This is a genomic window from Bartonella sp. AA86SXKL (assembly GCF_042196885.1).
Genome location: NZ_JBHIRE010000001.1, coordinates 50,430 through 73,367, shown reverse-complemented (window position 1 = coordinate 73,367; position 22,938 = coordinate 50,430). Strand labels below are relative to the sequence as shown.

General features: G+C 38.2%; 16 protein-coding genes and 1 pseudogene. 8 read left to right on the top strand and 9 right to left on the bottom strand.

The features are described from left to right. Positions 1-25: 25 nt before the first annotated feature. Positions 26-1,864 carry a dihydroxy-acid dehydratase gene (gene ilvD, locus ACFIO5_RS00275; protein WP_375633691.1) on the top strand — a complete coding sequence of 613 codons (1,839 nt, stop codon included), beginning with the start codon at positions 26-28 and terminating at the stop codon, positions 1,862-1,864. Positions 1,865-2,922: 1,058 nt separating this feature from the next. Here the strand turns inward: ilvD and mutS are convergent. Further along, the gene (mutS, locus tag ACFIO5_RS00270; RefSeq protein ID WP_375642761.1) at positions 2,923-5,667 is read right to left on the bottom strand and encodes a DNA mismatch repair protein MutS; all 2,745 of its coding nucleotides are present in this window, start codon (positions 5,665-5,667) and stop codon (positions 2,923-2,925) included. A 195-nt stretch (positions 5,668-5,862) separates the two neighbouring features. Between mutS and ACFIO5_RS00265 the strand changes: the two genes are divergently transcribed. Further along, entirely contained in the window at positions 5,863-8,163 is a 2,301-nt protein-coding gene (locus ACFIO5_RS00265; protein ID WP_375633693.1) for an NADP-dependent malic enzyme, read from the top strand. Positions 8,164-8,229: 66 nt separating this feature from the next. Here ACFIO5_RS00265 and secB read toward each other — a convergent pair whose 3' ends face one another. After that, positions 8,230-8,706, bottom strand: coding sequence for a protein-export chaperone SecB (secB, locus tag ACFIO5_RS00260; RefSeq protein ID WP_375617527.1), 477 nt, complete (start codon positions 8,704-8,706; stop codon positions 8,230-8,232). Positions 8,707-8,848: 142 nt separating this feature from the next. After that, entirely contained in the window at positions 8,849-9,343 is a 495-nt protein-coding gene (locus ACFIO5_RS00255; protein WP_375633695.1) for an FxsA family protein, read from the bottom strand. Positions 9,344-9,517: 174 nt separating this feature from the next. On the opposite strand from ACFIO5_RS00255, the gene ACFIO5_RS00250 reads away from it, so the two are divergent. Beyond that, positions 9,518-10,210: a Tim44/TimA family putative adaptor protein gene (locus tag ACFIO5_RS00250; RefSeq protein WP_375617567.1), complete on the top strand. Its 693-nt coding sequence runs from the start codon at positions 9,518-9,520 to the stop codon at positions 10,208-10,210. Positions 10,211-10,262: 52 nt separating this feature from the next. Next, complete coding sequence (locus tag ACFIO5_RS00245) at positions 10,263-10,853, top strand: Smr/MutS family protein (protein WP_375617529.1); 591 nt, start codon at positions 10,263-10,265, stop codon at positions 10,851-10,853. 911 nt (positions 10,854-11,764) lie between these two features. Here ACFIO5_RS00245 and ACFIO5_RS00240 read toward each other — a convergent pair. After that, positions 11,765-12,301 (bottom strand): GcrA family cell cycle regulator, encoded by a 537-nt coding sequence (locus tag ACFIO5_RS00240; protein ID WP_375617530.1) that lies wholly within the window; start codon positions 12,299-12,301, stop codon positions 11,765-11,767. Positions 12,302-12,786: 485 nt separating this feature from the next. Between ACFIO5_RS00240 and ACFIO5_RS00235 the strand changes: the two genes are divergently transcribed. From ACFIO5_RS00235 to ACFIO5_RS00225, 3 genes are read left to right on the top strand one after another with little or no spacing between them, the layout of a single operon-like run. Beyond that, complete coding sequence (locus tag ACFIO5_RS00235; RefSeq protein WP_375636452.1) at positions 12,787-14,001, top strand: aspartate aminotransferase family protein; 1,215 nt, start codon at positions 12,787-12,789, stop codon at positions 13,999-14,001. Next, positions 13,998-14,933 carry an ornithine carbamoyltransferase gene (gene argF / locus ACFIO5_RS00230; RefSeq protein ID WP_375617531.1) on the top strand — a complete coding sequence of 312 codons (936 nt, stop codon included), beginning with the start codon at positions 13,998-14,000 and terminating at the stop codon, positions 14,931-14,933. Before ACFIO5_RS00235 ends, argF begins: the two co-directional genes overlap by 4 nt. Before the next feature lie 36 nt (positions 14,934-14,969). After that, the gene (locus ACFIO5_RS00225; RefSeq protein ID WP_375705042.1) at positions 14,970-15,971 is read left to right on the top strand and encodes an Hsp33 family molecular chaperone; all 1,002 of its coding nucleotides are present in this window, start codon (positions 14,970-14,972) and stop codon (positions 15,969-15,971) included. A gap of 911 nt (positions 15,972-16,882) precedes the next feature. Here ACFIO5_RS00225 and ACFIO5_RS00220 read toward each other — a convergent pair. The 5 genes and pseudogenes from ACFIO5_RS00220 to ccmA all read right to left on the bottom strand — a co-directional run bounded on the left by ACFIO5_RS00220 (position 16,883) and on the right by ccmA (position 19,805). Beyond that, positions 16,883-17,476, bottom strand: a complete 594-nt coding sequence (locus ACFIO5_RS00220; RefSeq protein WP_375633697.1) for a DsbE family thiol:disulfide interchange protein — start codon at positions 17,474-17,476, stop codon at positions 16,883-16,885. Further along, positions 17,451-17,703: pseudogene (locus ACFIO5_RS00215) on the bottom strand (hypothetical protein). The gene ACFIO5_RS00220 and the pseudogene ACFIO5_RS00215 overlap by 26 nt, the downstream one beginning before the upstream one ends. Beyond that, positions 17,691-18,470, bottom strand: a complete 780-nt coding sequence (locus ACFIO5_RS00210; protein ID WP_375633698.1) for a heme ABC transporter permease — start codon at positions 18,468-18,470, stop codon at positions 17,691-17,693. The pseudogene ACFIO5_RS00215 and the gene ACFIO5_RS00210 overlap by 13 nt, the downstream one beginning before the upstream one ends. 46 nt (positions 18,471-18,516) lie before the next feature. Continuing rightward, complete coding sequence (gene ccmB / locus ACFIO5_RS00205; protein ID WP_375705041.1) at positions 18,517-19,182, bottom strand: heme exporter protein CcmB; 666 nt, start codon at positions 19,180-19,182, stop codon at positions 18,517-18,519. 11 nt (positions 19,183-19,193) lie between these two features. Further along, entirely contained in the window at positions 19,194-19,805 is a 612-nt protein-coding gene (ccmA, locus tag ACFIO5_RS00200) for a heme ABC exporter ATP-binding protein CcmA (protein ID WP_375617535.1), read from the bottom strand. A gap of 294 nt (positions 19,806-20,099) precedes the next feature. Here ccmA and acnA point away from each other — a divergent pair, with 294 nt between their 5' ends. Beyond that, positions 20,100-22,787 (top strand): aconitate hydratase AcnA, encoded by a 2,688-nt coding sequence (acnA, locus tag ACFIO5_RS00195; RefSeq protein WP_375636339.1) that lies wholly within the window; start codon positions 20,100-20,102, stop codon positions 22,785-22,787. The last annotated feature ends 151 nt before the right edge of the window (positions 22,788-22,938 follow it).

Genomic DNA, 22,938 nt, shown 5'->3' with positions numbered 1-22,938 from the left:
GGAATTATTTGAGGGGAAAAAAATAATGCCTTCTTACCGTTCAAGAATATCAACCCACGGGCGTAATATGGCAGGAGCCCGCGGACTTTGGCGTGCAACAGGGATGAAAGATACTGATTTTGGTAAACCCATTATTGCGATTGCGAATTCTTTTACACAATTTGTACCAGGGCATGTCCATTTAAAAGATCTTGGGCAATTAGTCGCGCAACAGATAGCAGTTGCCGGTGGTGTTGCGAAAGAATTTAATACCATTGCTGTAGATGATGGAATTGCAATGGGGCACGATGGAATGCTCTATTCGTTGCCCTCACGTGAAATCATTGCTGATTCTGTAGAGTATATGGTTAATGCACATTGTGCAGATGCACTTGTCTGTATTTCTAATTGTGACAAAATTACGCCTGGTATGTTAATGGCTGCTTTACGGTTGAATATTCCGACAATCTTTGTTTCAGGCGGTCCTATGGAAGCAGGTAAGATTAAATGGAAGGATCAAGATCTAACGGTTGATTTGGTCGATGCCATGGTTGCAGCAGCTTCAGAACAAAATTCAGAAGAAGAAGTGGCTGAAATGGAGCGTGCTGCTTGTCCTACATGTGGTTCTTGTTCAGGAATGTTTACGGCCAATTCTATGAATTGCTTAACGGAAGCATTGGGGCTTTCTCTTCCCGGAAATGGATCAATGTTAGCAACACATGCAGATCGACGAATGCTTTTTGAAGAAGCTGGAAAACAGATTGTTGCATTGGTTAAACGTTATTATGAAAAAGATGATGAAACAGTCTTGCCGCGCTCTATTGCTTCACGCAAGGCTTTTGAAAATGCAATGACCGTTGATATTGCTATGGGGGGATCAACCAATACAGTACTGCATCTTTTAGCCGCGGCGCAAGAAGGTGAGGTGGATTTTACCATGACGGATATTGATCATCTTTCACGTCGTGTTCCTGTTTTATGTAAGGTTGCTCCTGCTGTCGCGAATGTACATATGGAAGATGTTCATCGCGCTGGTGGTATTATGGGGCTTTTAGGTGAACTGGATGCGGCGGGACTCATTGATACGTCAACTTATACGGTTCACGCAAAAACAATGAAAGAAGCTCTTTACCGTTGGGATGTGAAACAAACTAATGAACCAACAGTTCGTACATTTTATCGTGCTGCTCCTGGTGGCATTCCAACACAGACAGCTTTTAGCCAATCTTGTCGCTATGAGAGCCTTGATCTTGATCGTGAAAAAGGTGTGATTCGCAATAGGGAACATGCATATTCACAAGATGGAGGATTGGCAGTTCTTTATGGAAATCTTGCAAAAGATGGCTGCATTGTAAAAACAGCAGGCGTTGATCAATCAATTTTAACTTTTAAAGGTCCGGCAAGAATTTTTGAAAGCCAAGATTCAGCTGTTTCAGCTATATTAACTGATAAGATTAAAATAGGTGAAATTGTTTTAATCCGTTATGAAGGTCCACGTGGTGGACCTGGAATGCAAGAAATGCTTTATCCAACAAGTTATCTCAAATCTAAAGGATTGGGCAAGGTTTGTGCACTTGTTACGGATGGACGTTTTTCAGGGGGAAGTTCAGGGCTCTCGATAGGACATATTTCACCAGAAGCTGCTGAAGGAGGAGAAATTGCGTTGGTGGAGGAGGGGGATATCATAGAAATTGATATTCCAAATCGTAAAATTCATATGTTGGTGGATGACGTTGAGATGAAGCAGCGCCGTGCTAAGATGGAAGCAAAAGGAAAAGGTGCTTGGCAACCGATAGAGAAGCGTCAGCGTAAAGTTTCAAAGGCTCTCAAAGCCTATGCAGCGATGACCACATCTGCTGCAAAGGGTGCAGTACGTAATATTTGATGAGATGAATGACGCGTCTTATAAAAGATAGATAGTATTCTGATTTTTTGCATCTTTTACACGATATTCTAAGCTAATTATTTTATGAGCTTATCAGAATATTTCGAGTCATGATCAGTATGATTAAAAAGCTATCAATACAACTAAAAGCTGCTGCGGATTGCTTATTTTAGCAGCTATGTAAGACAGATAAAGATAGATATGGTATGATTACGTTTCATATCATATTTCAATTTTATACGAAATTACGATTTCCTGTTCTTATATTTATGAAAGATATTTATTGTACTGGTGGCATTATCTTGTTGTACCGTAAAAACACTGTCATTTAGAGCTGTGATATACGGCATCCTACTTAATATATTTAGTGTGTGGTGAATATTCTTAGACTTGTTTATCAAACTTTGAGTTTAAGTGAATTACATGACTAGGAAGTCAAGGTAAATCCCTTAGAATCTGGACTGTTTGCAGACTTGATTCGAATGAAAATCCTTATCCTTTGAGGTGCGGGAAGGAGTTCAAAGATGTTTATGAAAATAAAGTACTGCTGTGATATATCTGATTATATGTTTCATATGAAAACAGTAAAAGAGCTCTTTATAACTTAAAATGTGAAGCATAACTTAAAATGTGAAGAAAATGCGAGATCCATTATCCATGAATTTATTATGAAAAATGGGGAGGCATCCCAACACCGACAGCTTTAAACTAAAACTGTTGCTATGATAACAATAATATTGATTGTGAAAAAGCATAATTCATTAAATGTTGCGTATTTGCAAGGTGGAGGAGATTTCATGACAATCTTTGCAAAAAACGACTATCTTGTAAAAATAGTCGATATTGACCAATTTTTTGTATACGGGCCAATGTTGATCTAAGGAAATATGAAATATAATGCATAGGATTTTGCTTCTATAGGCAATTACACTTATCAAAATATATTATGTAGAAAAGCGATGGGAATACGGTAAATAACTGTTTGTGCTGTGGTACATCAAAAAGGGTTCTTTATCTCCTATTAAGAAGGTTTTTTAATAAAAAATAACATCTGTTTTCTATAAAGGGTTTCTCTTTTCAAGCTGTTTGAGGTGGTAAATTGCTTCTAAAGCTTGTTTAGGAGAGAGTTCATCGGGATGGATATTTTTTAAAGCTTCGTGAAGTACACAATGTTTGTTTCTTGCTTCATTGACGGGAGATGTTGCTTTAAGAGAAAAGAGTGGTAAATCATCAATGAGTTTAGGTCCTTTTCCAGCCATTTCACCTTGTTCTAATTGATGGAGTACATCTGTTGCTCGTGTAATAACGGCTGGGGGAAGTCCAGCAAGCTTTGCGACTTGTACACCATAGGAACGGTCAGCAGCTCCTGGTGTGACCTCATGAAGAAAAACTACATCACCATCCCAATTTTTGACTTTCATGGTTACATTATGCAGTCTGTCAAGTTTTTCGGTAAGTGCGGTCATTTCATGAAAATGGGTAGCGAGAATAGCACGACAATGGTTAACCTCATGGAGATATTCAACGGCAGCCCAAGCAATAGAAAGTCCATCAAAAGTTGATGTCCCACGCCCTATTTCATCAAGAATAACAAGGGAATGGTGGCTAGCATGATTGAGAATCGTTGCTGTTTCAACCATTTCCATCATAAAGGTTGAGCGCCCCCGTGCAAGATCATCGGAAGCCCCGACACGACTAAACAGGCGATCAACGACACCAATATGTGCTGAAGTCGCTGGAACGAAGGACCCCATTTGCGCCATAATAGCAATGAGAGCATTTTGCCGCAAAAAAGTTGATTTTCCTCCCATATTAGGCCCTGTCAACAGCCAGATTGCTGCATATTGCTGATTTTCTTGCACAGAGAGATCACAATTATTGGCAATAAAAGGTTCTGCTGCTTGTTTGCGGAGTGCTTGCTCGACGACAGGATGGCGTCCTGCTGTGATATGAAAGGTAAGTGAAAGATCAATTTTAGGGCGGCAATAGCCTTGTTCTTCAGCAAGATATGCTAAGGCGACAGAGACATCTAAAATAGCAAGTGCTTCAGAGGCTTTACGAATAAAATCAACTTGTTCGGTAATTTCCTGAACGAGAATATCAAAAATCTCTAGTTCAAGTGTCAATGCGTGATTGGCAGCATGGGCAATACGGCTTTCAAGGTCAGCAAGCTCTGTTGTCGTAAAACGCATAGCGTTTGCCATTGTTTGCCGATGAATAAAACGTGCTTTAGCTTGTGGATTATTTGTAAGGGCAGATGCTTGTGTACTGGTTACTTCAATGAAATAACCTAGAATATTATTATGCTTTATTTTAAGAGTCTTAATATCTGTTTCTTGGGCATATTGCGCTTGAAGTTCAGCAATGACACGGCGCGATTCATCACGTAAAGCACGCATTTCATCGAGCTCTTTATGATAATTTGAACGAATAAAACCACCATCACGTTTAAGGAGTGGGAGATCATCAGCTAATGTTTGTTCTAAATGAAAGTACAACGCTGTGGGTAAGTTTGAGAACACCTGTTGTACATCACTTATTTCTTGAGGCAGAAGCTCATTATTAAGAAGTTGATGCAATTCACGAATGATTTCAAAGCCGCGCTGGATTGTCGCCATATCACGGGGACCTCCTCGTCCAAGAGCCAAACGTGAAACGGCGCGGGGCATATCTGGTCCCCCCTTTAAAATAAGTTTTATCGCTTCCGCAAGAGAAGGATTATGTAGAAAAAAATCGATAGAATCCAAACGCGTATCAATAGCTGAAGGAGTTGTGAGGGGAGCAATAAGGCGGTCAATAAGAAGGCGTGATCCTCCTCCTGTTACAGTGCGATCAATAGCTTTTAATAAACTTCCATCCCGTTGACCTGATGTCGTTCGAATAAGTTCAAGGCTTAGTCTGGTTGCAGCATCAATAAAAAGAGTTGCACTTTCATTTTGGCGCTCAGGCTGCATGAGGGGAGGGCGATGCGTGATTTGTGTTTTTTCGATATAACGAATAGCAGCTACAATTGCAGAGAGTTCACAGCGTGAATAATCGGCAACGCCTTCAAGAGTTGAGAGTTTAAAATAATTGCAAATATCGCGTTCAGCGGTGAGTGCATCAAAGAGACAAGCAGGTTGAGGTGAAACGATACGATCAAGAACACTAAAAAGTGACTTGTGAGATTTATCATGAAAAAATGAATCAGAAACAATGATTTCTTGTGGATCCACACGCATAATATCTGCTAAAAGTTTTTCTTGGCGGCTCTCTGTTACACGAAATATGCCTGTTGAGATATCAATCCAAGAAAGAGCAAATTCCTCTCCATCGCTAGTTTTTATACGGGAAAGTGTCATAAAATAATTTGCGCGTGTTGGATCAAGGAGTTTTTCTTCTGTTATCGTTCCAGGGGTTACAAGGCGAACAACATCACGCCGAACAACAGATTTTGAGCCACGTTTTTTTGCTTCAGCAGGATCTTCTATTTGTTCACAAACAGCAACTCGGTAACCACAAGCAATCAGTTTTTGTAAATAATCATCTGCTGCATGAACGGGAACACCGCACATAGGAATATCTTGTCCTAAATGTTTTCCGCGTGTTGTGAGTGTGATTCCTAAAGCCTGAGCAGCTTCAATCGCATCATTAAAAAATAATTCATAAAAATCCCCCATTCGGTAAAAGAGAAGGGAATCATGATGGACGGCTTTGATTTCTATGTACTGCTCCATCATAGGTGTAAGACGTTCTTGAGAGGAAGCAGATGGGGAGGCAGGCTGTGGAATTAAATTATTTTTATGATTGTTTTTTTTATCCATTTGTACGAGGCCTGTTTCCTTTAAGTGAAGTTTTTACTCTTTTTTGTTTACTTCAATATCTATTTATCTCTAAATTGCAACGCATCATCAGATTTGCTAAGGCAAGAATAGCGATTTCTAATATATGAATCAAATTTAATGACTATACGCATTATCAAGCAAAATTTACACTGTTTTTGGAGAAAATAAAGTGAGATGAAAAAGAGCGAGCAGGATCAGAAAATGTCTCAAACTGTTTACAGTGCGAGCGAAAGAGAAGCTCTAGATTTTCATAGTCGTGGTCGACCAGGAAAGCTTGAGATTATTGCAACAAAGTCTATGGCAACACAGCATGATTTAGCACTTGCTTATTCACCAGGTGTTGCAGTTCCAGTTAAGGCAATTGCTCAAAATCCAGCGCTAGCTTATGATTATACAGCAAAAGGTAATCTTGTTGCTGTTATTTCAAATGGAACCGCTATTTTAGGGTTAGGCAACTTAGGGGCACTTGCCTCTAAGCCGGTCATGGAAGGCAAAGCAGTGTTGTTTAAGCGTTTTGCGGATATTGATTCCATTGATTTAGAAATTGATATAAACGATACAGAAAGTTTTATCAATTTGGTGCGCCATTTAGAACCTTCTTTTGGTGGAATTAATCTTGAAGACATTAAGGCGCCAGAGTGCTTTATGATTGAAAGCCGCCTACGCGAGATGATGAATATACCTGTTTTTCACGATGATCAACACGGTACAGCGATTATTGTTGCTGCGGGTGTTCTCAATGCTTTGACTTTAACAGGGCGTGATATGCAAAATACGCGGTTAGTCTGTAATGGTGCTGGTTCTGCAGGGATTGCTTGTATTGAATTGATTAAAGCGATGGGCTTTCGTTCCGAAAATATCATATTATGTGACACAAAGGGTGTGGTCTATGAAGGACGCAAAGAGGGAATGAATCAGTGGAAATCTGCGCATGCTATTCAAACAGATAAACGTACGCTTATGGAAGCAATGGAAGGTGCAGATATATTTTTTGGGGTTTCTGCTAAAGGTGCTCTTACTCCTGAAATGGTAAGATCCATGGCACCCCAGCCGATCATTTTTGCTATGGCTAATCCCGATCCAGAAATTACGCCGGAAGAGGTTATGCAAGTGCGTCATGATGCCATTGTCGCAACAGGACGTTCCGATTATCCAAATCAGATTAATAATGTTCTTTGTTTTCCTTATATATTTCGTGGTGCGCTTGATGTGCGTGCAAGAGTTATTAATGAAGACATGAAGATTGCTGCGGCAAAGGCTCTTGCTAATTTAGCGCATGAAGAAGTGCCTGACAGCGTTGCAGAAGCTTATCATGGAAAGCGATTAAAGTTTGGTCCTAACTATATCATCCCTGTTCCTTTTGATCCGCGTTTATTTACGGTTGTTTCAATAGCGGTAGCAAAAGCAGCAATGGAAAGCGGTGTTGCGCAAAAGAACATAGATGATTTAGAGGCCTATGAGCGCGATTTGAATGCGAGACGTGATCCTACTTCCTCGATGATGCGTGGGGTTTATAACCATGTTCGTCAAGCGCCAAAACAAATTGTCTTTGCAGAAGGTGAAGAAGAGCAAGTTATGCGGGCAGCCGTTTCCTATGTTCATCAAAAATTGGGACAAGCGATTTTGGTTGGTCGTGAAGAGCAAGTAAGAGAAGCGGCTGTTATCGCTGGAATTGATCTGGAGCGTGAAGGTATTTCTATTATGAATGCTAAGCTTTCTTGCCGTACAGATGCTTATGCGAATTATCTTTATAAAAAAATGCAGCGTCAAGGTTGGCTGTTGCGTGATTGTCATCGTCGTATCAATAATGATCGCAATTATTTTGCTGCGTGTATGGTGGCACTAGGAGATGCTGATGCAATGGTTACAGGGGTGACACGCAATTATGAAACAGCGTTGATCGATATACGTCGTGCAATTGATGAAAAACCAAAAGAACGATTGATTGGTATTTCAATGGCTATTTGCCGTGGACGAATTGTGTTTATTACGGATACAGCCGTTTATGAAAATCCTAATGCTGAAGAACTTGCAGATATAGCGGAACAAGCAGCTTCATTTGTGCGAGGATTTGGATATCAACCACGGGTAGCATTTTTAGCATTTTCTACATTTGGTTATATGAAAGGGAAGACGACGCAGCAAATTCAGGATGCGATTAATATTTTGCATGAACGCAAAGTTGATTTTGAGTTTGATGGAGAAATGAGTGCTGATGTGGCACTCAATTCCAAATTGATGCAGCAATATCCATTTATGGGATTAACGGAGCCTGCTAACATTTTGGTTATGCCTGGATATCACGCATCTTCCATTGCAAGCAAAATGTTACAAGAACTCGGTGAAGCAACCATCATTGGTCCTATTTTAATTGGATTGGAAAAATCTGTCCAAATTGTACCGTTTAGTGGAAGCGATACAGATGTTGTCAATATTGCAATGCTTGCGGCTTATCATGCCGCAAAAGTCGTCTAAAGGAAAAAAGCCCCTAATATACCAATAATATATCAAGGGGCTTTTTGATAGCAAAAAAATAAATTTTTAAGAGGGCTGTATTTGATTGTCTTTTTGTTCTTCAGAAAGACGCTTTTGGAAGAGTGCTGCAAAATCAATAGGATCAATCCACAAAGGTGGAAAACCACCACTTTGAGTAGCATCAGATATAATTTGGCGAGCAAATGGAAATAAAAGACGGGGACATTCAATAAAGACCAGTGGCATAACATGTTCTTGTGGAATGTTTTTAAGGTGGAAAACACCACCGTAAATAAGTTCTACATGAAACAAGGTTTCAGTTTCATCATTGGCTTTGACGGAGAGAGACAAAACGACATCGTAATTGTCATCACCAATTGGGTTAGCATTGACGTTAATATTGATATCAATTTGTGGTGATTTTTCACGTGCACGCAATGAACGAGGAGCACCAGGGTTTTCGAATGATAAATCTTTTAAATATTGAGTTAATACAGCAAAAACCGGCTCTCCACCACTGTTATTCATTTCACCTTCGGCCATACGACAAACCTCTCTCATTATAATATGTATATTTATTTTAGATCTAAAGACCAGATTGGTTATCACGCCTTGCAAAAGGTTGCAAGAAATGCGCTCTTTATCTTGAATATTTTTTTAGTTTGTTACAGATTTTTTAGGCATTTCAATGGTTATCATCATTTTTGCGCCATGGAGATTCTGTCGTATCATGAATTGTGTAATCTTCTGCTTTAAGATCAATTATTTTTTCAGAGTTATTTTTTCTTCTAGTATTGGGATTCATTTTGTTTTTTAATGATGCAAAGAAATGCCAAGCAACAGAGCGAATTGGTTTAATAAGAAGTAATATTCCCAAGAGATCAGTGACAAAGCCGGGAAGAATAAGTAAAATTGCACTAAACATGATGAAAGCATCATTAATAATATTATTCTCTAATGTACGTCCTTGGATAAGTTCATTTTGTATATTTTTTAAAAGGCTAATCCCTTGAATTCGCAATAAAACAACCCCAGCTATGGTTGTGAGAATAACCAAACTCAAGGTTGCCAAAATACCAATTTCTTGACCAACAAAGATAAAACCAGCAATCTCGATTAAAAGAATGCAAAGAAAGATAACAACAAAAAAACGAGGATTTATAGAATAAAGTTTTATCACATGAAAGTTTCCTTCTGGATGAGTAGGGGGAGAAATTCTTAAGAGAACTCCGTTTAAATACAAAATCTATAAAAATATTTGAATGATAAGATTCCTTATTTTACATATTTATTGATAAATGGTATTGACTGCAATGTTTATTAGAGACTTAAGCTTTGGAGATTGACAGCGCCTATGGAATTTGACGTTATACTTGTCATAGCTCTTGTTGTTATGGTTGTTATTTTTGTGCAACTCCGTAATGTATTAGGGAAACGAATTGGGTTTGAAAAGCCACCCTTTGATCCTTATTCACGACGTTCTAAAAAACAAGTTGAAGCAGAAACGGCTGATAATATTGTTTCGTTCCCTCATCAGAAAAATTCACAAAAAGACGACTTTAGTGAAATTGATAAAATTTCACCGGAGGGGAGTGTTTTGAATAAAAATTTGCGGGAATTGCATAGAATTGATCCTCATTTTTCTCCTCAACTTTTTATAAAAGGTGCACAAATTGCGTATGAAATGATTGTAATAGCTTTTGCCAAAGGTGATCGCAATCAACTTAAAAGCTTGCTTTGTCAGGATGTTTTTGAGAGCTTTTGTACGGCTATTGAGCAACGAGAAAAAAATAAAGAAAGAATAGAATTCACTTTTGTTGGAATTAATAAGATCGAATTTGTTGCGGCGGCAATACAAGAAAAAGATGAACTTTTAACGATACGTATTGTCAGTGAGATGATTTCTGTTACTTATAATGAACAGGGCGAGCGTATAGACGGTGATCCTGATGCTATTGTAGAAATCAGGGATATTTGGACTTTTGTTCGCAATAGTTTATCGTCAGATCCCAACTGGAAGCTTTTTGCTACAGAAAATGAAAATTAAAATACTTTTTGTTTTTCTTCCATAAGCATTCAATGATTTATGAGAAATTAAAATGTCCTCAAGTAAATGGAGACAAAAAATAGATTTATTGGCTCCACAAGATCGTTTTTTATGGGAGATGGTTTGTCGTACGATAACACCGCTTCACGGTAAGATGCTCTCTTCTGCTTCAGAAACTATTGCAAATATTAATGATAAAAAACAGCCTGTAACTCAAATCTCCTCATTGTCTCAGGAAAATCAACAATCCTCGACAATTATTAAAAGAGAAAAGAGGTCAGTTACACAAGCACAAAAGATTCATTTCTTTGATCATGTTGCATATCGTAAAATTTCCCAAGGTCGTTGTCCTCTTGAGGCGCGTCTTGATCTCCATGGTTATATGCAGGAAGAAGCTTATTTTTTATTAAAAAAATTTCTACAGTCCTCTCAGCAGAGAGGATTGCGTTATGTCCTTGTGATTACAGGAAAAGGACGATCCGTTGGGAGCGATGGAGCTTTGTATAGATTTGTTCCGTATTGGTTATCAACACCAGCTTTTCGATATTATGTCCACGCGTTTGAGCAAGCAGCGCGTCAGCATGGCGGAGAAGGTGCGCTTTATGTTTGGTTGCGCCGTTTTGTGTCGGGAGAAGGAAAGTGATGTTATTGTGGTCGCTCTAGATTTTATATTTATTTATACTTATAATTTATTGTTTTTGTATATTTCGTAAGAGCCTTGAATACAATATTCCCTTCTTTATAATTTTTTATAAAAAATTATAAAGATATTATTTTACATTCTACGTATTGCTTCACGCTTTTGTTTTTCGCATTCTTTAACGGGGCACATCCCTCACGCAAAACAGAATGACATTGAATTGCATATATTCACAGGCTTGTTTTAAAGAAACATCTCTCAACGCTCCCAAGCCTATTTTGCGACGGCATTCGTGAAGAGTATAACGATAAATCCATGAAGCACTCACTATCTTTATACTTAATAAAAGAGCAAGCTGGCATCATCATACACTTTGCCATCTCCCAATGTTGCAACAACCCTTTAAGTCCTTGGCACTTGAAAGCATTTATAAGAGGCATGCTTTTCTTTAAGTGTTTTTAACTCTCCACAGTTCTCATCTCGCTCGTGACGCCCAAACGAAAGATTTTGATTGATTCAATATAATAGGACTTAAAATGAGAGAGATATAGATGGATCTCATTCAGGTTGCAAAGCAATAAATTATTTTTATAAACCACAGCATTACTCTATTAAATACACGAAGAATAAAAACATGAGAAATTGAGAAACGATCTTATTCAAAAGATGTTGCTATGGATAGTGTTAAAAGCAGTACAACTAAATTAAAGAAAATTATGAAAATAAACAGTAATATAACTTTACAACACACAGCTGCGCAATAGCACCAAAAGATACAGTTTCGTTGAATAGTTTCATGAAGAAATTTTTTCATTCATTAAAAGCTCCATCAAATTTCTTTCTCATAATAATTCGATAATAAAATTTAATAACGAAGCGCAGAAGGCGTAGAATATGAGATTCTACCGTGGGTATTATACTCTTATCCGACGTCTTTCAGATATTGGTTGAAATGCTAGCTTAGCATGAAAGGCACAATAGGGGCTATTTTCATCAGAATCTGCACCACAAAAATGAAAATCTGCTGATAATGGATCGCCAACCGGCCATCTACATGTATTTTCACTCAATTGTAGAAGATTAAGTTGACGTGATATAGGCACAACGACATTGGATTTTGTGGACATATCAACTTCTTTTACATCTTCCACTACAAATTCTGTCTTTAAAGCTGTTTCTTCAATACTTACAGATGATGTGTTTATTGGCGATACCGTGGATGTGTTGCGACGCACACGTGGAGATGATGGACTGCTGCTTCCCACGGGAGTTTTTTGCGCACGCGTGCTTCCTTGTGCTGTCTTACCACGTCCTGGTAACTTTAATCGATGTACTTTGCCGATGACTGCATTTCTACTGACCCCACCTAATTGAGCAGCAATTTGACTTGCACTTAACCCTTCACTCCAAAGCTTTTTAAGAAGCTCAACGCGTTCACATGTCCAACCCATACCAGCACTCCATTCCGATTACGTCACTAAGATGCTCTCCCCCGTTGCATCTTCAAATGTTTAAATAATGTTTCATTACGCTGAATGAAAGAACTTTACACTCTACGTGAGCATAAAAAAATCATCCAACCTGTGGATTTACAAATCAAAACACATCATCTTGCTTATTATATTGTAAATTACAATATGCACTCACTCTATGACAAGAGTCTTTACCTCTTGAAGAGTTTATTTAGAATGTTTTCCCCAACTTGCAAATCAATCATAGGTTAAACTTTCACTTTTGTTTAAGGCTTTTTCCCAAAATGCTTATTTGTAGAACCCTCATTGACTTTTTTTCAATTGGTGTAATGATCTATTCTATAGGTGTAATCACTAATCGTAATGAAATGTTGAAAGCACCGTAACGAAATATACCATGCTGTTTTATTTGTAGTGTTGCTTTGTATATATATTGAAAAGACTAAAATATAAAGGGAATTATGATGGATGTCGTCTCTATACAACCACTTTATGAATGCTTCGCACGACGAAATTTGCATTTTGAACAAGGGCATGGTGTATGGCTTATTTCCGATAAAGGAGAACATTATCTTGATTTCACATCTGGTATTGCTGTTAACGCATTAGGGTATTCACATCCAAAATTAGTTGATACGCTCAAAATACAAGCTGAAAAACTTTGGCATGTTTCTAATATTTTTCAATCTCCTGAACAAGCATCTTTTGCCACGCGGCTTTGTGCAAATAGTTTTGCGGATAAGGTTTTTTTCTGCAATTCAGGTACTGAAGCATTGGAGTGCGCATTCAAAACTGCACGCCATTATTACTATGCTGCTGGTCATTCAGAACGCATTGAAATAATTACTTTTGAAGGGGCATTTCATGGACGTACACTTGCTGCACTTGCTGCGACTGGGTATGAAAAATATCTTGAAGGCTTTGGACCTAAAGCTGGTGGATTTATTCAAGTACCTTTTTGTGATGAAGTCGCTTTGCGTAACACTATTAATAAAAATACCGCCGCTATTCTTATTGAACCTATTCAAGGAGAAGGAGGAATACGAACGGTTCCTCATGAATATTTAAGATTTTTGCGCAAAATATGCGATGATAATGGTCTGTTATTGATTTTAGATGAAGTCCAAACGGGTATAGGACGAACAGGAAAGCTTTTTGCTTATGAATGGAGTGATATCACGCCTGATATTCTTACCCTCGCAAAAGGATTAGGAGGGGGATTTCCATTAGGTGCTTGCCTTGCAACGGATAAAGTTGCAAAAAGCATGACACTTGGGACACATGGCTCAACCTTTGGAGGAAATCTTCTTGGAATGGCTGTAGGAAATAGTGTTCTTGATATTTTGTTAGAGCCAAGTTTTCTCAACCATGTTCAGCGTATGGGGGATAAACTAAAAAGTGGACTTTTGTACATTCTCAATATCTATCCTGATATTATCTGCGCAGTTCAGGGGATGGGGCTTATGTTGGGTATTCAGTGTATTGTACCTTCAAATCTTGTCGTTAATGCTTTGGAAAATGAATATCTCTTAAGCGTTGCAGCCAACAACAACGTTGTGCGCTTATTGCCTCCTCTTATCATTAGGGAAGAAGAAATAGATGAAAGTTTACATCGTATTGAAAAAGCAATAGCTTATCTTTCCCAAGTAAACAAAGAAAGACAAATATCACACACATGACAAATGCTCTTCGTCATTTCACGGACTTATCCATTTTAACGCCAGCAATAGCACGTGCACTGATCGATTATGCAAAGATCCTTAAAGCATCTTTTAAAGCAGGAAAAGATTCAAAACCTTTTATAGGTAAAACACTTGCGATGATTTTTGAAAAACCATCCACACGAACCCGTATTTCATTCGATATCAGTATGCGCCAGCTTGGCGGAGATACAATCATGCTCACGGGTTCAGAGATGCAACTTGGTCATAGTGAAACCATAGCTGATACGGCGCGCGTTTTATCCCGTTTTGTGGATATAGTGATATTACGAACAACGAAACACCAACGTATGCTCGAATTGGCACAATATGCACAAATTCCTGTCATTAATGCTCTTACAGATGATACACATCCTTGCCAAATTCTAGCAGATATCTTAACCTATGAGGAGCATCGGGGGCCTATTTCTGGTAAAATATTTGCGTGGATGGGGGATGGTAATAATGTGCTCCATTCCTTAATTGAAGCCGCAGCTCTTTTTGATTTTCATTTGCGTATTGCTACTCCAAAGGGCAGTGAACCACAGGAGAAATTTATACATTGGGCACGTGAACGAGGAGCGCATCTTACACTAACCCATGATCCCCAAAAAGCGGCTCAAGATGCTGATTGTATTATGACCGATACATGGGTCTCCATGGGACAAGAATTTCGTGCTCGCAGTCATTCTATTTTTCAGCCTTATCAAGTCAATGAATCTCTCATGAAATTAGCAAAATCTGATGCTCTTTTTATGCATTGTCTTCCTGCTCATCGTGGTGAAGAAGTGGTTGATTCTGTGATTGATGGACCGCACTCCGTTGTTTTCGATGAGGCTGAAAATCGTCTTCATGCTCAAAAAGCAATTCTTTCTTGGTGTTTACAAGATGCGTTTTTCTCTCCACAATAGCCTCCCTACAACAAATTATATAAAAAAGGCAAAGCTATGAGTGAACAAGCTAAAGATGAAGCCTCTCTCAACAACAACTTCTTGCATGAAGATGATAGTGTTATTCCCTTTCAAGTTGAAGAACTTGATATCCGTGGACGGACCGTACAACTTGGGGAAACTTTAAATTCTATTCTCACAAGACATCAATACCCTGAACCGGTTTCTTATCTTCTAGCAGAAGCTTTACTTTTAACGGTTCTGCTTGGAACTTCTCTAAAACTTACGGGAAAATTTATTTTACAAACTCATTCCGATGGACCAGTTAATATGTTGGTGTGCGATTTTTTGCCTCCTTCCAGTTTACGTGGATACGCTCGTTTTGATAAAGAACAGCTTAAACAAGCCATAGACAATGGTCAAACCTCTTCAGAAACACTTTTAGGAAAAGGCACTTTAGCTTTCACAATTGATCAAGGTCCCCATATGCAACCCTATCAAGGGATAGTTGCATTAGATGGATCAAATTTACAAGAAGCTTCTCGTATTTATTTTGATCAATCAGAACAAATTCCTACCGATATCCGTCTGGCTGTTGCTATATTAATTAATCGTGACCAACAAGGAAAACAGCAGAAAAGCTGGCGAGCTGGAGGTATTTTGATCCAACTTTTACCCCAAGAATCGTCTCATCATAAAATAGATGCCCCTCATCAAAAGCAAGAAGAAACGAAAACTCATACCCAATTGGATAACCAATGGCAGGAAGCTAAAATACTCATGGCAACGATTGAAAGTTCAGAATTAACAGATCCCCAAGTCGGTAGTAAACAGCTCTTGTTCCGTCTTTTTCATGAACAAGGTATTAGAGTTTTTAACCCTTTTTCTCTTGTCGATCAATGTTCTTGTTCACACGAAAAAATTAAAGGAATCCTAGAAGGCTTTTCTATTGATGAACGCAATAAAATGGTTAAAAATAAATATATTTCAGTCACATGTGAATTTTGCTCAAAAACATATTGTTTTACACCGCAAGAATTTTTAGAAGAAAAAACATAATCAAATATTTTTCATAAAAAATGATGATTGCAACAAAAGCCTATTTTATTTGCGTCATAAAAGTTTACGCATAATCTCATATGAACTTCTAGAATATTGCTTGTCTTAGAGTTTTTTTAATGTATACGAGTGATCGTTCTGTTGAGATCAGTAATTACGTCATAGAGTGCTTAAAAAAGAGTTCTCTGTAAAATATATTTTCTCCTCTCGAAAAAGCTTCTTTTGTACTTTTTACATCTCAAAAGTTTATTTCTTACAATGAATTCTTTTATAATGTTCATTGATAAATTGATTATGCACTCATAACTTATCTTCTCTGTTAAATGAGACTTTTTGATTGTAGTCATATTTTCTTACTCGAATTTATCTTATTAAGACTTAATAAAGCTTATTAGTTATAATCATAAGGGAAATTATCGAGAGAATAAGAATGTATAGATTCAATATAGACTTTATGGAGTCTATTACGAACAGATAAGTGTAATGGGAATAAATATAAAAATGACGCTGCAAAAGAGCAGATTTATTATTTTATAAAGATGAGAATAGTGGTGAAGTCCCCTCATAACAATGTGTATTTCAGATAAAAAAGCGGAGAAAAAATACTATATGATTTTGAAAACAATAGTTGGTTGCTGTCACTAAGCTAACGATGGTTCTATAGCAATATTGTTTTGTCCAAATAATCAAAAATAAAGCTCCCAAACAGATATTTAATCGCTAAAGAAAAATGAAAACTACTTAAAATTTTTGTCATATTTTGGAGGTTTGTTCTACAGATATTTCTTTACACATGTTTTTGAATCAACAATGATAATACTCTTGTCAAATCTTTCTAAGAAGAATAAGTGGCCGTATAAATAAAATAGCATACATAGCATGATAAAACGTTATGTTTTTACACACCTGCATTATTTTTCTTCTGTCATAATCGCTTGTTCAATTTTTGGTAGAATTTTTTTTTGATAAATTTGCCATGTTAAGGGACCAACATGTTTGGCAATAATGATGCTCTCTTTATTCAAGAGAAAGGTTTCTGGGGGGCCATATATTCCCCAATCAATGGCTGTATATCCTGAAATATCAAAGCCAATAAATTTAAAAGGATTACCAAAACTGTTTAAAAAGCGCAGGGCGTTTGTTTTATTATCTTTATAATTAATACCAATCAGATCAAAACGTTTATCTTGTGCAATTTGCATAAGAATAGGATGCTCTTCGCGACAGGGCAAACACCAAGAGCCCCAAAAATTGACCAATGTGACACGTCCTTTAAACTGTTTTGAATTGAGATAACTTTCTTTATCAAGAAGAGGAAGATGAATATTGGGAGCAGGTTTTTCAGCCAATGCGTTTGGGAGAAGAGAAGAATCTTGAAGGTGTTTTTTATCCATAAAGTTGAAAAAAAACATCATGAGAAGAAGAAAAAGCACAAATGGTCCCAAAAAAACAAGCAGAACAGGTAAAGATATATTTTTTTTAAGTTTTGGAGGGATGTTTTTCATTATACTTTATCTTTTTGTGACAGCTCTTTTTTGTTTAGATGTTGGAGAATTTTTTTTTGGTATAGGGCTTTGCAAAGAATATATCCAATAAGACATAAGAGGGATATTGCAGAAAGCACATAGCTTAAAACAACAATTTGCTCGTGTTTAAGGGTGCTCAGGAAAAAATCAATTTTCTGAGATAGATTTCCTAAAATTCCGCCGTGGATGCCATTTAGGTCGAGCATGATGAAGCGTCCTGTTGTTGTACACGACGGGATTTTTTAATCTGAAGTATTCGGATATAATGACTATTGATTTCATTTCGCATAGCCATCAAATAAAGAGCAATAAACATAAAGATAAAACAAAAGAGCATTGTTATAAGGGGCCATAACATAGCATTGTCGATTGTTGATCCTCCAGCACGTAACAATGATGCTGGTTGATGCAATGTATTCCACCAATTAACGGAAAATTTAATAACAGGGATATTAACAAATCCAACAAGTGTAAGAATTGCAGTAGCGCGAGCGGCTTTTACTTGGTTGTCAAAAGCACGCCCAAGCAGGATAATGGAGAGATAGATAAAAAGCAGAATTAAAACTGATGTTAATCGTGCATCCCAAACCCACCATGTTCCCCATGTAGGTCGCCCCCAAAGCGCTCCTGTCATGAGAGCCAAGGCGGTAAAAATTGCCCCAATAGGCGCTCCACATTTAAGTGCTACATCAGCAAGATGATATTTCCAAATCAGATTTCCTAATGCCGCTGCACTCATCGTTACATAGCAGAATGTAGACAACCACGCAAAGGGTACATGAAGGTACATAATCTTAACAGTAATGCCTTGTTGATAGTCATCAGGGGAATGCATCACTAGAATAAGCCCTAAGATAAGGAAACACAATGTTATGCCGGCCAACCAAGGTAAGACGACTCTGCTTATTTTCATGAAAAGGGTGAAACTTGCAGGGAGTAACCTGATTTTATATGTACGAGATAGTTTATTCATAAAATTCATAATAGGCAGAGTTTTGCTATGCGGCAATCATCTTTTATTATTCTGATAAAAGTTTAAGCGTTATCGCAGCAACAAAAGAGCTAAAGAGACTCAAAAGAAGTGAAAAAGCGCTGAGAAGAGCTAGAGAAGTGAGAAAAGAGGTATTTGGGTTTATTGGGGCTGTAGCAGCGGAAACACCAAAAATCATAATTGGAATGATCCACGGCAAGATAATGATAAAAATAAGCAAAGTACTGTGCAACAATGAGGTTGCGAGTGCAGCGCCTATAGCACCAATAAAAATAATAGCTGGTGTTCCGCATAAAAGGGTAAGTATTGTTGTAAAAGTTATTTTTATATCTAAATGGAGCATGAGGGCTAAAATAGGTGTGGCAAAAATAAGAGGAAGCATTGTTCCTACCCAATGGGCAAGACATTTTGTAAAGACAATTAGTGTAAAACTTTGTCTTTTTCCTGAAAGGATAAATTGGTCGAGATTACCATCATCACGATCGATTTGGAAAAGTTTGTTCAGATTGAGGAGTCCTGCAAGAAGGGCTCCAAACCACAATATACCTGGTCCTATTTGTGCAAGAATTTTGGGATCTGGTCCAATGGTAAAGGGGGTTATGACAACAACAGCGATAAAAAACAATAATCCTGTTAGTGAAGTGGCTTGTAGCGCTAATAATAGTTTAAGATCACGCCAGAACAGTGCTTTCATTTTATTCTCTCCTAGAGAGGTAAAAATTTTTCCAGAGCGATGTTATGGTTTTCTGGAATGCCTATGGAATTATGAGTTGCAGCGATAATCATACCACCTTGATTGAGATGACGTTGGAAAATACGGGCAAGGAGTTTTTGGGCATGGTTATCAAGCCCAGATATTGGTTCATCTAAAATCCAAAGAGGACGATAGGAGAGCAAAAGGCGAGCAATAGCTACGCGTCTTTGTTGTCCAGTTGATAGAGCGTTAAAGGGTAAATGTTCAAGGTTAGAAAGACCAATATCGGCAAGAGCTTCATGCGCAAAACGTAAATGTTGACCGTAAAAATCTGCCCAAAATTGCAAATTATCAATGACAGATAAGAGAGGTTTCATAGCATTTTGAGGACCAAGATAATGACAAGCAGTTGCAACAGGGTATATTTGATCATGGTCTTTAAGTATTATATGACCTTCAGCAGCTTCAAGAAGACCGACAATGATTCGGAGTAATGTAGACTTTCCGATACCATTAGGACCGGTGATTGTCATAAGTTGCTGTGAAAATAAACAAAAAGAAAGACCTTTAAACAGAATTTCCTCGTTTCTGTAAGCGGCTAAATCTTTGCCTGATAACACCATGTGATTGCCTATTTTGTTTTTATTTTCATATTCTTTATTGCATTATAGAATAAAAAACACATTTTTTATGCAATTGTACCTAGAATAGTTCTAGAAATAGTTCTATAAGGGATACCTTACATCAATATCTGGTGTAAAATGGTTTCTGGCGCTGATTTCCGCATTATGCCTAGAGGGTGGAGGGGAAATGGATGGCGGAGGTAATTGCGTCTGCGCTCAAGCTGCGACCTTGACTCGTAGTTTGTGTTGTTCATTCCTGGAAATTGGGTGGTTATAGTATGAGGGTGGACAGTCATGACTCAAATTGATAGCTTTAATTGTCGTAGAGTATTAAATGTTGGTGGCAAAGAATATATTTATTATAGCTTGATTGAAGCGGAGAAGAACGGACTTGAAGGTGTTTCTCGTTTACCGTTTTCGATGAAAGTTATTCTCGAAAATTTATTGCGATTCGAAGATGGTCGCACAGTTAAAAAAGAGGATATCTTCAATGTTGCTAAGTGGTTAAACGACAAAGGGAGCGCTGGGGCAGAAATTGCTTACCGTCCTGCACGTGTTCTTATGCAGGATTTTACAGGTGTTCCAGCAGTTGTTGATCTTTCTGCAATGCGTGATGCTATGGTTAAACTTGGCGGTAACGCTGAAAAAATCAATCCTCTCATTCCCGTTGATCTCATCATTGATCACTCAGTTATTGTTGATGCTTTTGGCAATTCCATGGCTTTTAAGGAAAACGTTGAGCATGAATATGAACGCAATGGTGAACGTTATCGTTTCCTTAAATGGGGGCAACAAGCCTTTCAAAATTTTCGCGTTGTTCCTCCAGGAACAGGGATTTGTCATCAGGTTAACTTAGAATATTTAGCACAATGTGTATGGATGAAGAATGAAGAGGGCTGTGAGACGATTTATCCTGACACCTGTGTGGGAACTGATTCGCATACGACTATGGTAAATGGTTTAGGGGTTTTAGGTTGGGGTGTTGGTGGTATTGAAGCAGAAGCAGCAATGTTAGGCCAACCTGTTTCTATGTTGTTACCTGAAGTGATTGGTTTTCGTCTAACAGGTAAACTTAAGGAAGGTGTAACAGCCACCGATCTCGTATTAACGGTGACCCAAATGCTACGTCGGAAGGGTGTTGTCGGTAAATTTGTTGAGTTTTTTGGTCCTGGTTTGGAGCATATGACGCTTGCTGATCGGGCAACGATTGGAAATATGGCACCTGAATATGGAGCAACGTGTGGTTTTTTCCCAATTGATAAGGAGACAGTGCGTTATCTCAATATGACAGGGCGTGATGAAAGTCGGATTGCCTTAGTGGAGGCTTATACCAAAGCACAAGGGATGTGGCATGATGAAATGGTGGCTCATCCCATTTTTAGTGATACAATTGAATTAGATATGGGAACCGTTGTCCCTTCTATGGCTGGTCCTAAACGTCCTGAAGGACGTATTGCGTTGGAAAATGTTGGGCAGGGTTTTGAGAAGGCATTGGTCGAAGACTATAAGAAGACTTCTGGACAAGATAAGCGTTATCAGGTTGAGGGTGAAGAATATACGCTTGGTCACGGTGATGTGGTGATCGCTGCGATTACGTCGTGTACGAATACATCGAATCCAAGTGTTCTTATTGCAGCGGGTCTTTTGGCACGAAATGCTGTGGCAAAGGGTCTTAAGAGTAAACCATGGGTAAAAACTTCTCTTGCACCTGGTTCACAAGTCGTTGAAGCTTACCTTCAAAATTCGGGTCTGCAAAAAGATTTAGATGCATTAGGATTTAACTTAGTAGGATTTGGGTGCACAACATGTATTGGGAATTCTGGTCCTTTGCATCCAGCTATTTCCAAAACGATTAATGACAATGGTATAATTGCATCTGCGGTTCTTTCAGGAAATCGTAATTTTGAAGGGCGTGTTTCCCCTGATGTGCAAGCGAATTATTTAGCTTCACCACCGTTAGTTGTTGCACATGCGCTCATCGGGACGGTGTGTAAAGATTTAACCAAGGAGCCTCTAGGTGAAGATTCAAATGGCCACCCCATTTATTTGAGAGATATTTGGCCAACTTCTCAAGAAATACAGGAGTTTATCGAAAAAAATGTCACGCGGAAGGTTTTTGCCGAAAAGTATGCAGATGTTTTTAAGGGAGATGAAAATTGGCAAAAAGTTCAGATTCCTACGGGTTCTACCTATTCTTGGGATGAGCAATCCACCTATGTACGCAATCCACCTTATTTCGATGATATGCAGAAAACACCTGATATCTTACCAGATATTAAAGATGCACGGATTTTAGGTTTATTTGGTGATAAAATCACGACGGATCATATTTCTCCTGCTGGTTCTATTAAAGCAGCTTCTCCTGCCGGAAAATATTTAATGGATCATGGTGTTAAAGTGGCTGATTTTAATCAGTATGGAACGCGTCGTGGGAATCATGAAGTTATGGTGCGTGGGACCTTTGCCAATATTCGCATTCGTAATTTCATGTTAGGGGAAAATGGTCGAGAAGGAGGTTATACGGTTCATTATCCGTCAGCGGTAGAACAAACCATTTACGATGCAGCAATGGCGTATAAACAAGAAGGTATTCCACTCGTTGTTTTTGCAGGTATTGAATATGGTAATGGATCATCCCGCGATTGGGCTGCCAAGGGGACCAATCTTCTTGGTGTCAAAGCAGTGATTGTGCAGTCTTTTGAAAGGATTCATCGCTCTAATCTTGTTGGTATGGGCATTGTCCCTTTTGTCTTTGAAGAGGGACTAAGTTGGAAATCTTTAGGCTTAAAGGGAGATGAAAAGGTGACAATTGAAGGGATTCATAACTTGAAACCTCGTCAAAAGACTGTAGCGAAAATTACTTTTTCTGATGGTACGGTAAAAACCGTTCCATTATTATGCCGTGTTGATACTGAAGATGAGCTAGATTATTTGCATCATGGTGGAATTTTGCAATATGTCTTGCGTAAGTTAGCCGTTTAAATTCTTTTGTTTGTTAAGGAATATCTATTATTAAGCTATAAAGTTGCGGATCAAAGAGTTTGGCTTCGTTTTTTTATGGCTATCTTTGAAAATCTAATTGACGTTAGCTTTAGGATTGCGCTATAAACCACACAGTTATAGGCAGCTTTAT

Excerpts from the sequence above, each read along its gene's own strand:
- ACFIO5_RS00225 (WP_375705042.1), top strand. The coding sequence starts at position 14,970 with ATGAGTGAACAAGCTAAAGATGAAGCCTCTCTCAACAACAACTTCTTG.
- ACFIO5_RS00265 (WP_375633693.1), top strand. The coding sequence starts at position 5,863 with ATGAAAAAGAGCGAGCAGGATCAGAAAATGTCTCAAACTGTTTACAGT.
- ilvD (WP_375633691.1), top strand. The coding sequence starts at position 26 with ATGCCTTCTTACCGTTCAAGAATATCAACCCACGGGCGTAATATGGCA.
- argF (WP_375617531.1), top strand. The coding sequence starts at position 13,998 with ATGACAAATGCTCTTCGTCATTTCACGGACTTATCCATTTTAACGCCA.
- secB (WP_375617527.1), bottom strand. The coding sequence starts at position 8,706 with ATGGCCGAAGGTGAAATGAATAACAGTGGTGGAGAGCCGGTTTTTGCT.
- ACFIO5_RS00250 (WP_375617567.1), top strand. The coding sequence starts at position 9,518 with ATGGAATTTGACGTTATACTTGTCATAGCTCTTGTTGTTATGGTTGTT.
- ACFIO5_RS00235 (WP_375636452.1), top strand. The coding sequence starts at position 12,787 with ATGGATGTCGTCTCTATACAACCACTTTATGAATGCTTCGCACGACGA.
- mutS (WP_375642761.1), bottom strand. The coding sequence starts at position 5,667 with ATGGATAAAAAAAACAATCATAAAAATAATTTAATTCCACAGCCTGCC.
- ccmB (WP_375705041.1), bottom strand. The coding sequence starts at position 19,182 with ATGAAAGCACTGTTCTGGCGTGATCTTAAACTATTATTAGCGCTACAA.
- ACFIO5_RS00245 (WP_375617529.1), top strand. The coding sequence starts at position 10,263 with ATGTCCTCAAGTAAATGGAGACAAAAAATAGATTTATTGGCTCCACAA.
- ACFIO5_RS00220 (WP_375633697.1), bottom strand. The coding sequence starts at position 17,476 with ATGAAAAACATCCCTCCAAAACTTAAAAAAAATATATCTTTACCTGTT.
- ACFIO5_RS00240 (WP_375617530.1), bottom strand. The coding sequence starts at position 12,301 with ATGGGTTGGACATGTGAACGCGTTGAGCTTCTTAAAAAGCTTTGGAGT.
- ACFIO5_RS00210 (WP_375633698.1), bottom strand. The coding sequence starts at position 18,470 with ATGAATAAACTATCTCGTACATATAAAATCAGGTTACTCCCTGCAAGT.
- acnA (WP_375636339.1), top strand. The coding sequence starts at position 20,100 with ATGACTCAAATTGATAGCTTTAATTGTCGTAGAGTATTAAATGTTGGT.
- ccmA (WP_375617535.1), bottom strand. The coding sequence starts at position 19,805 with ATGGTGTTATCAGGCAAAGATTTAGCCGCTTACAGAAACGAGGAAATT.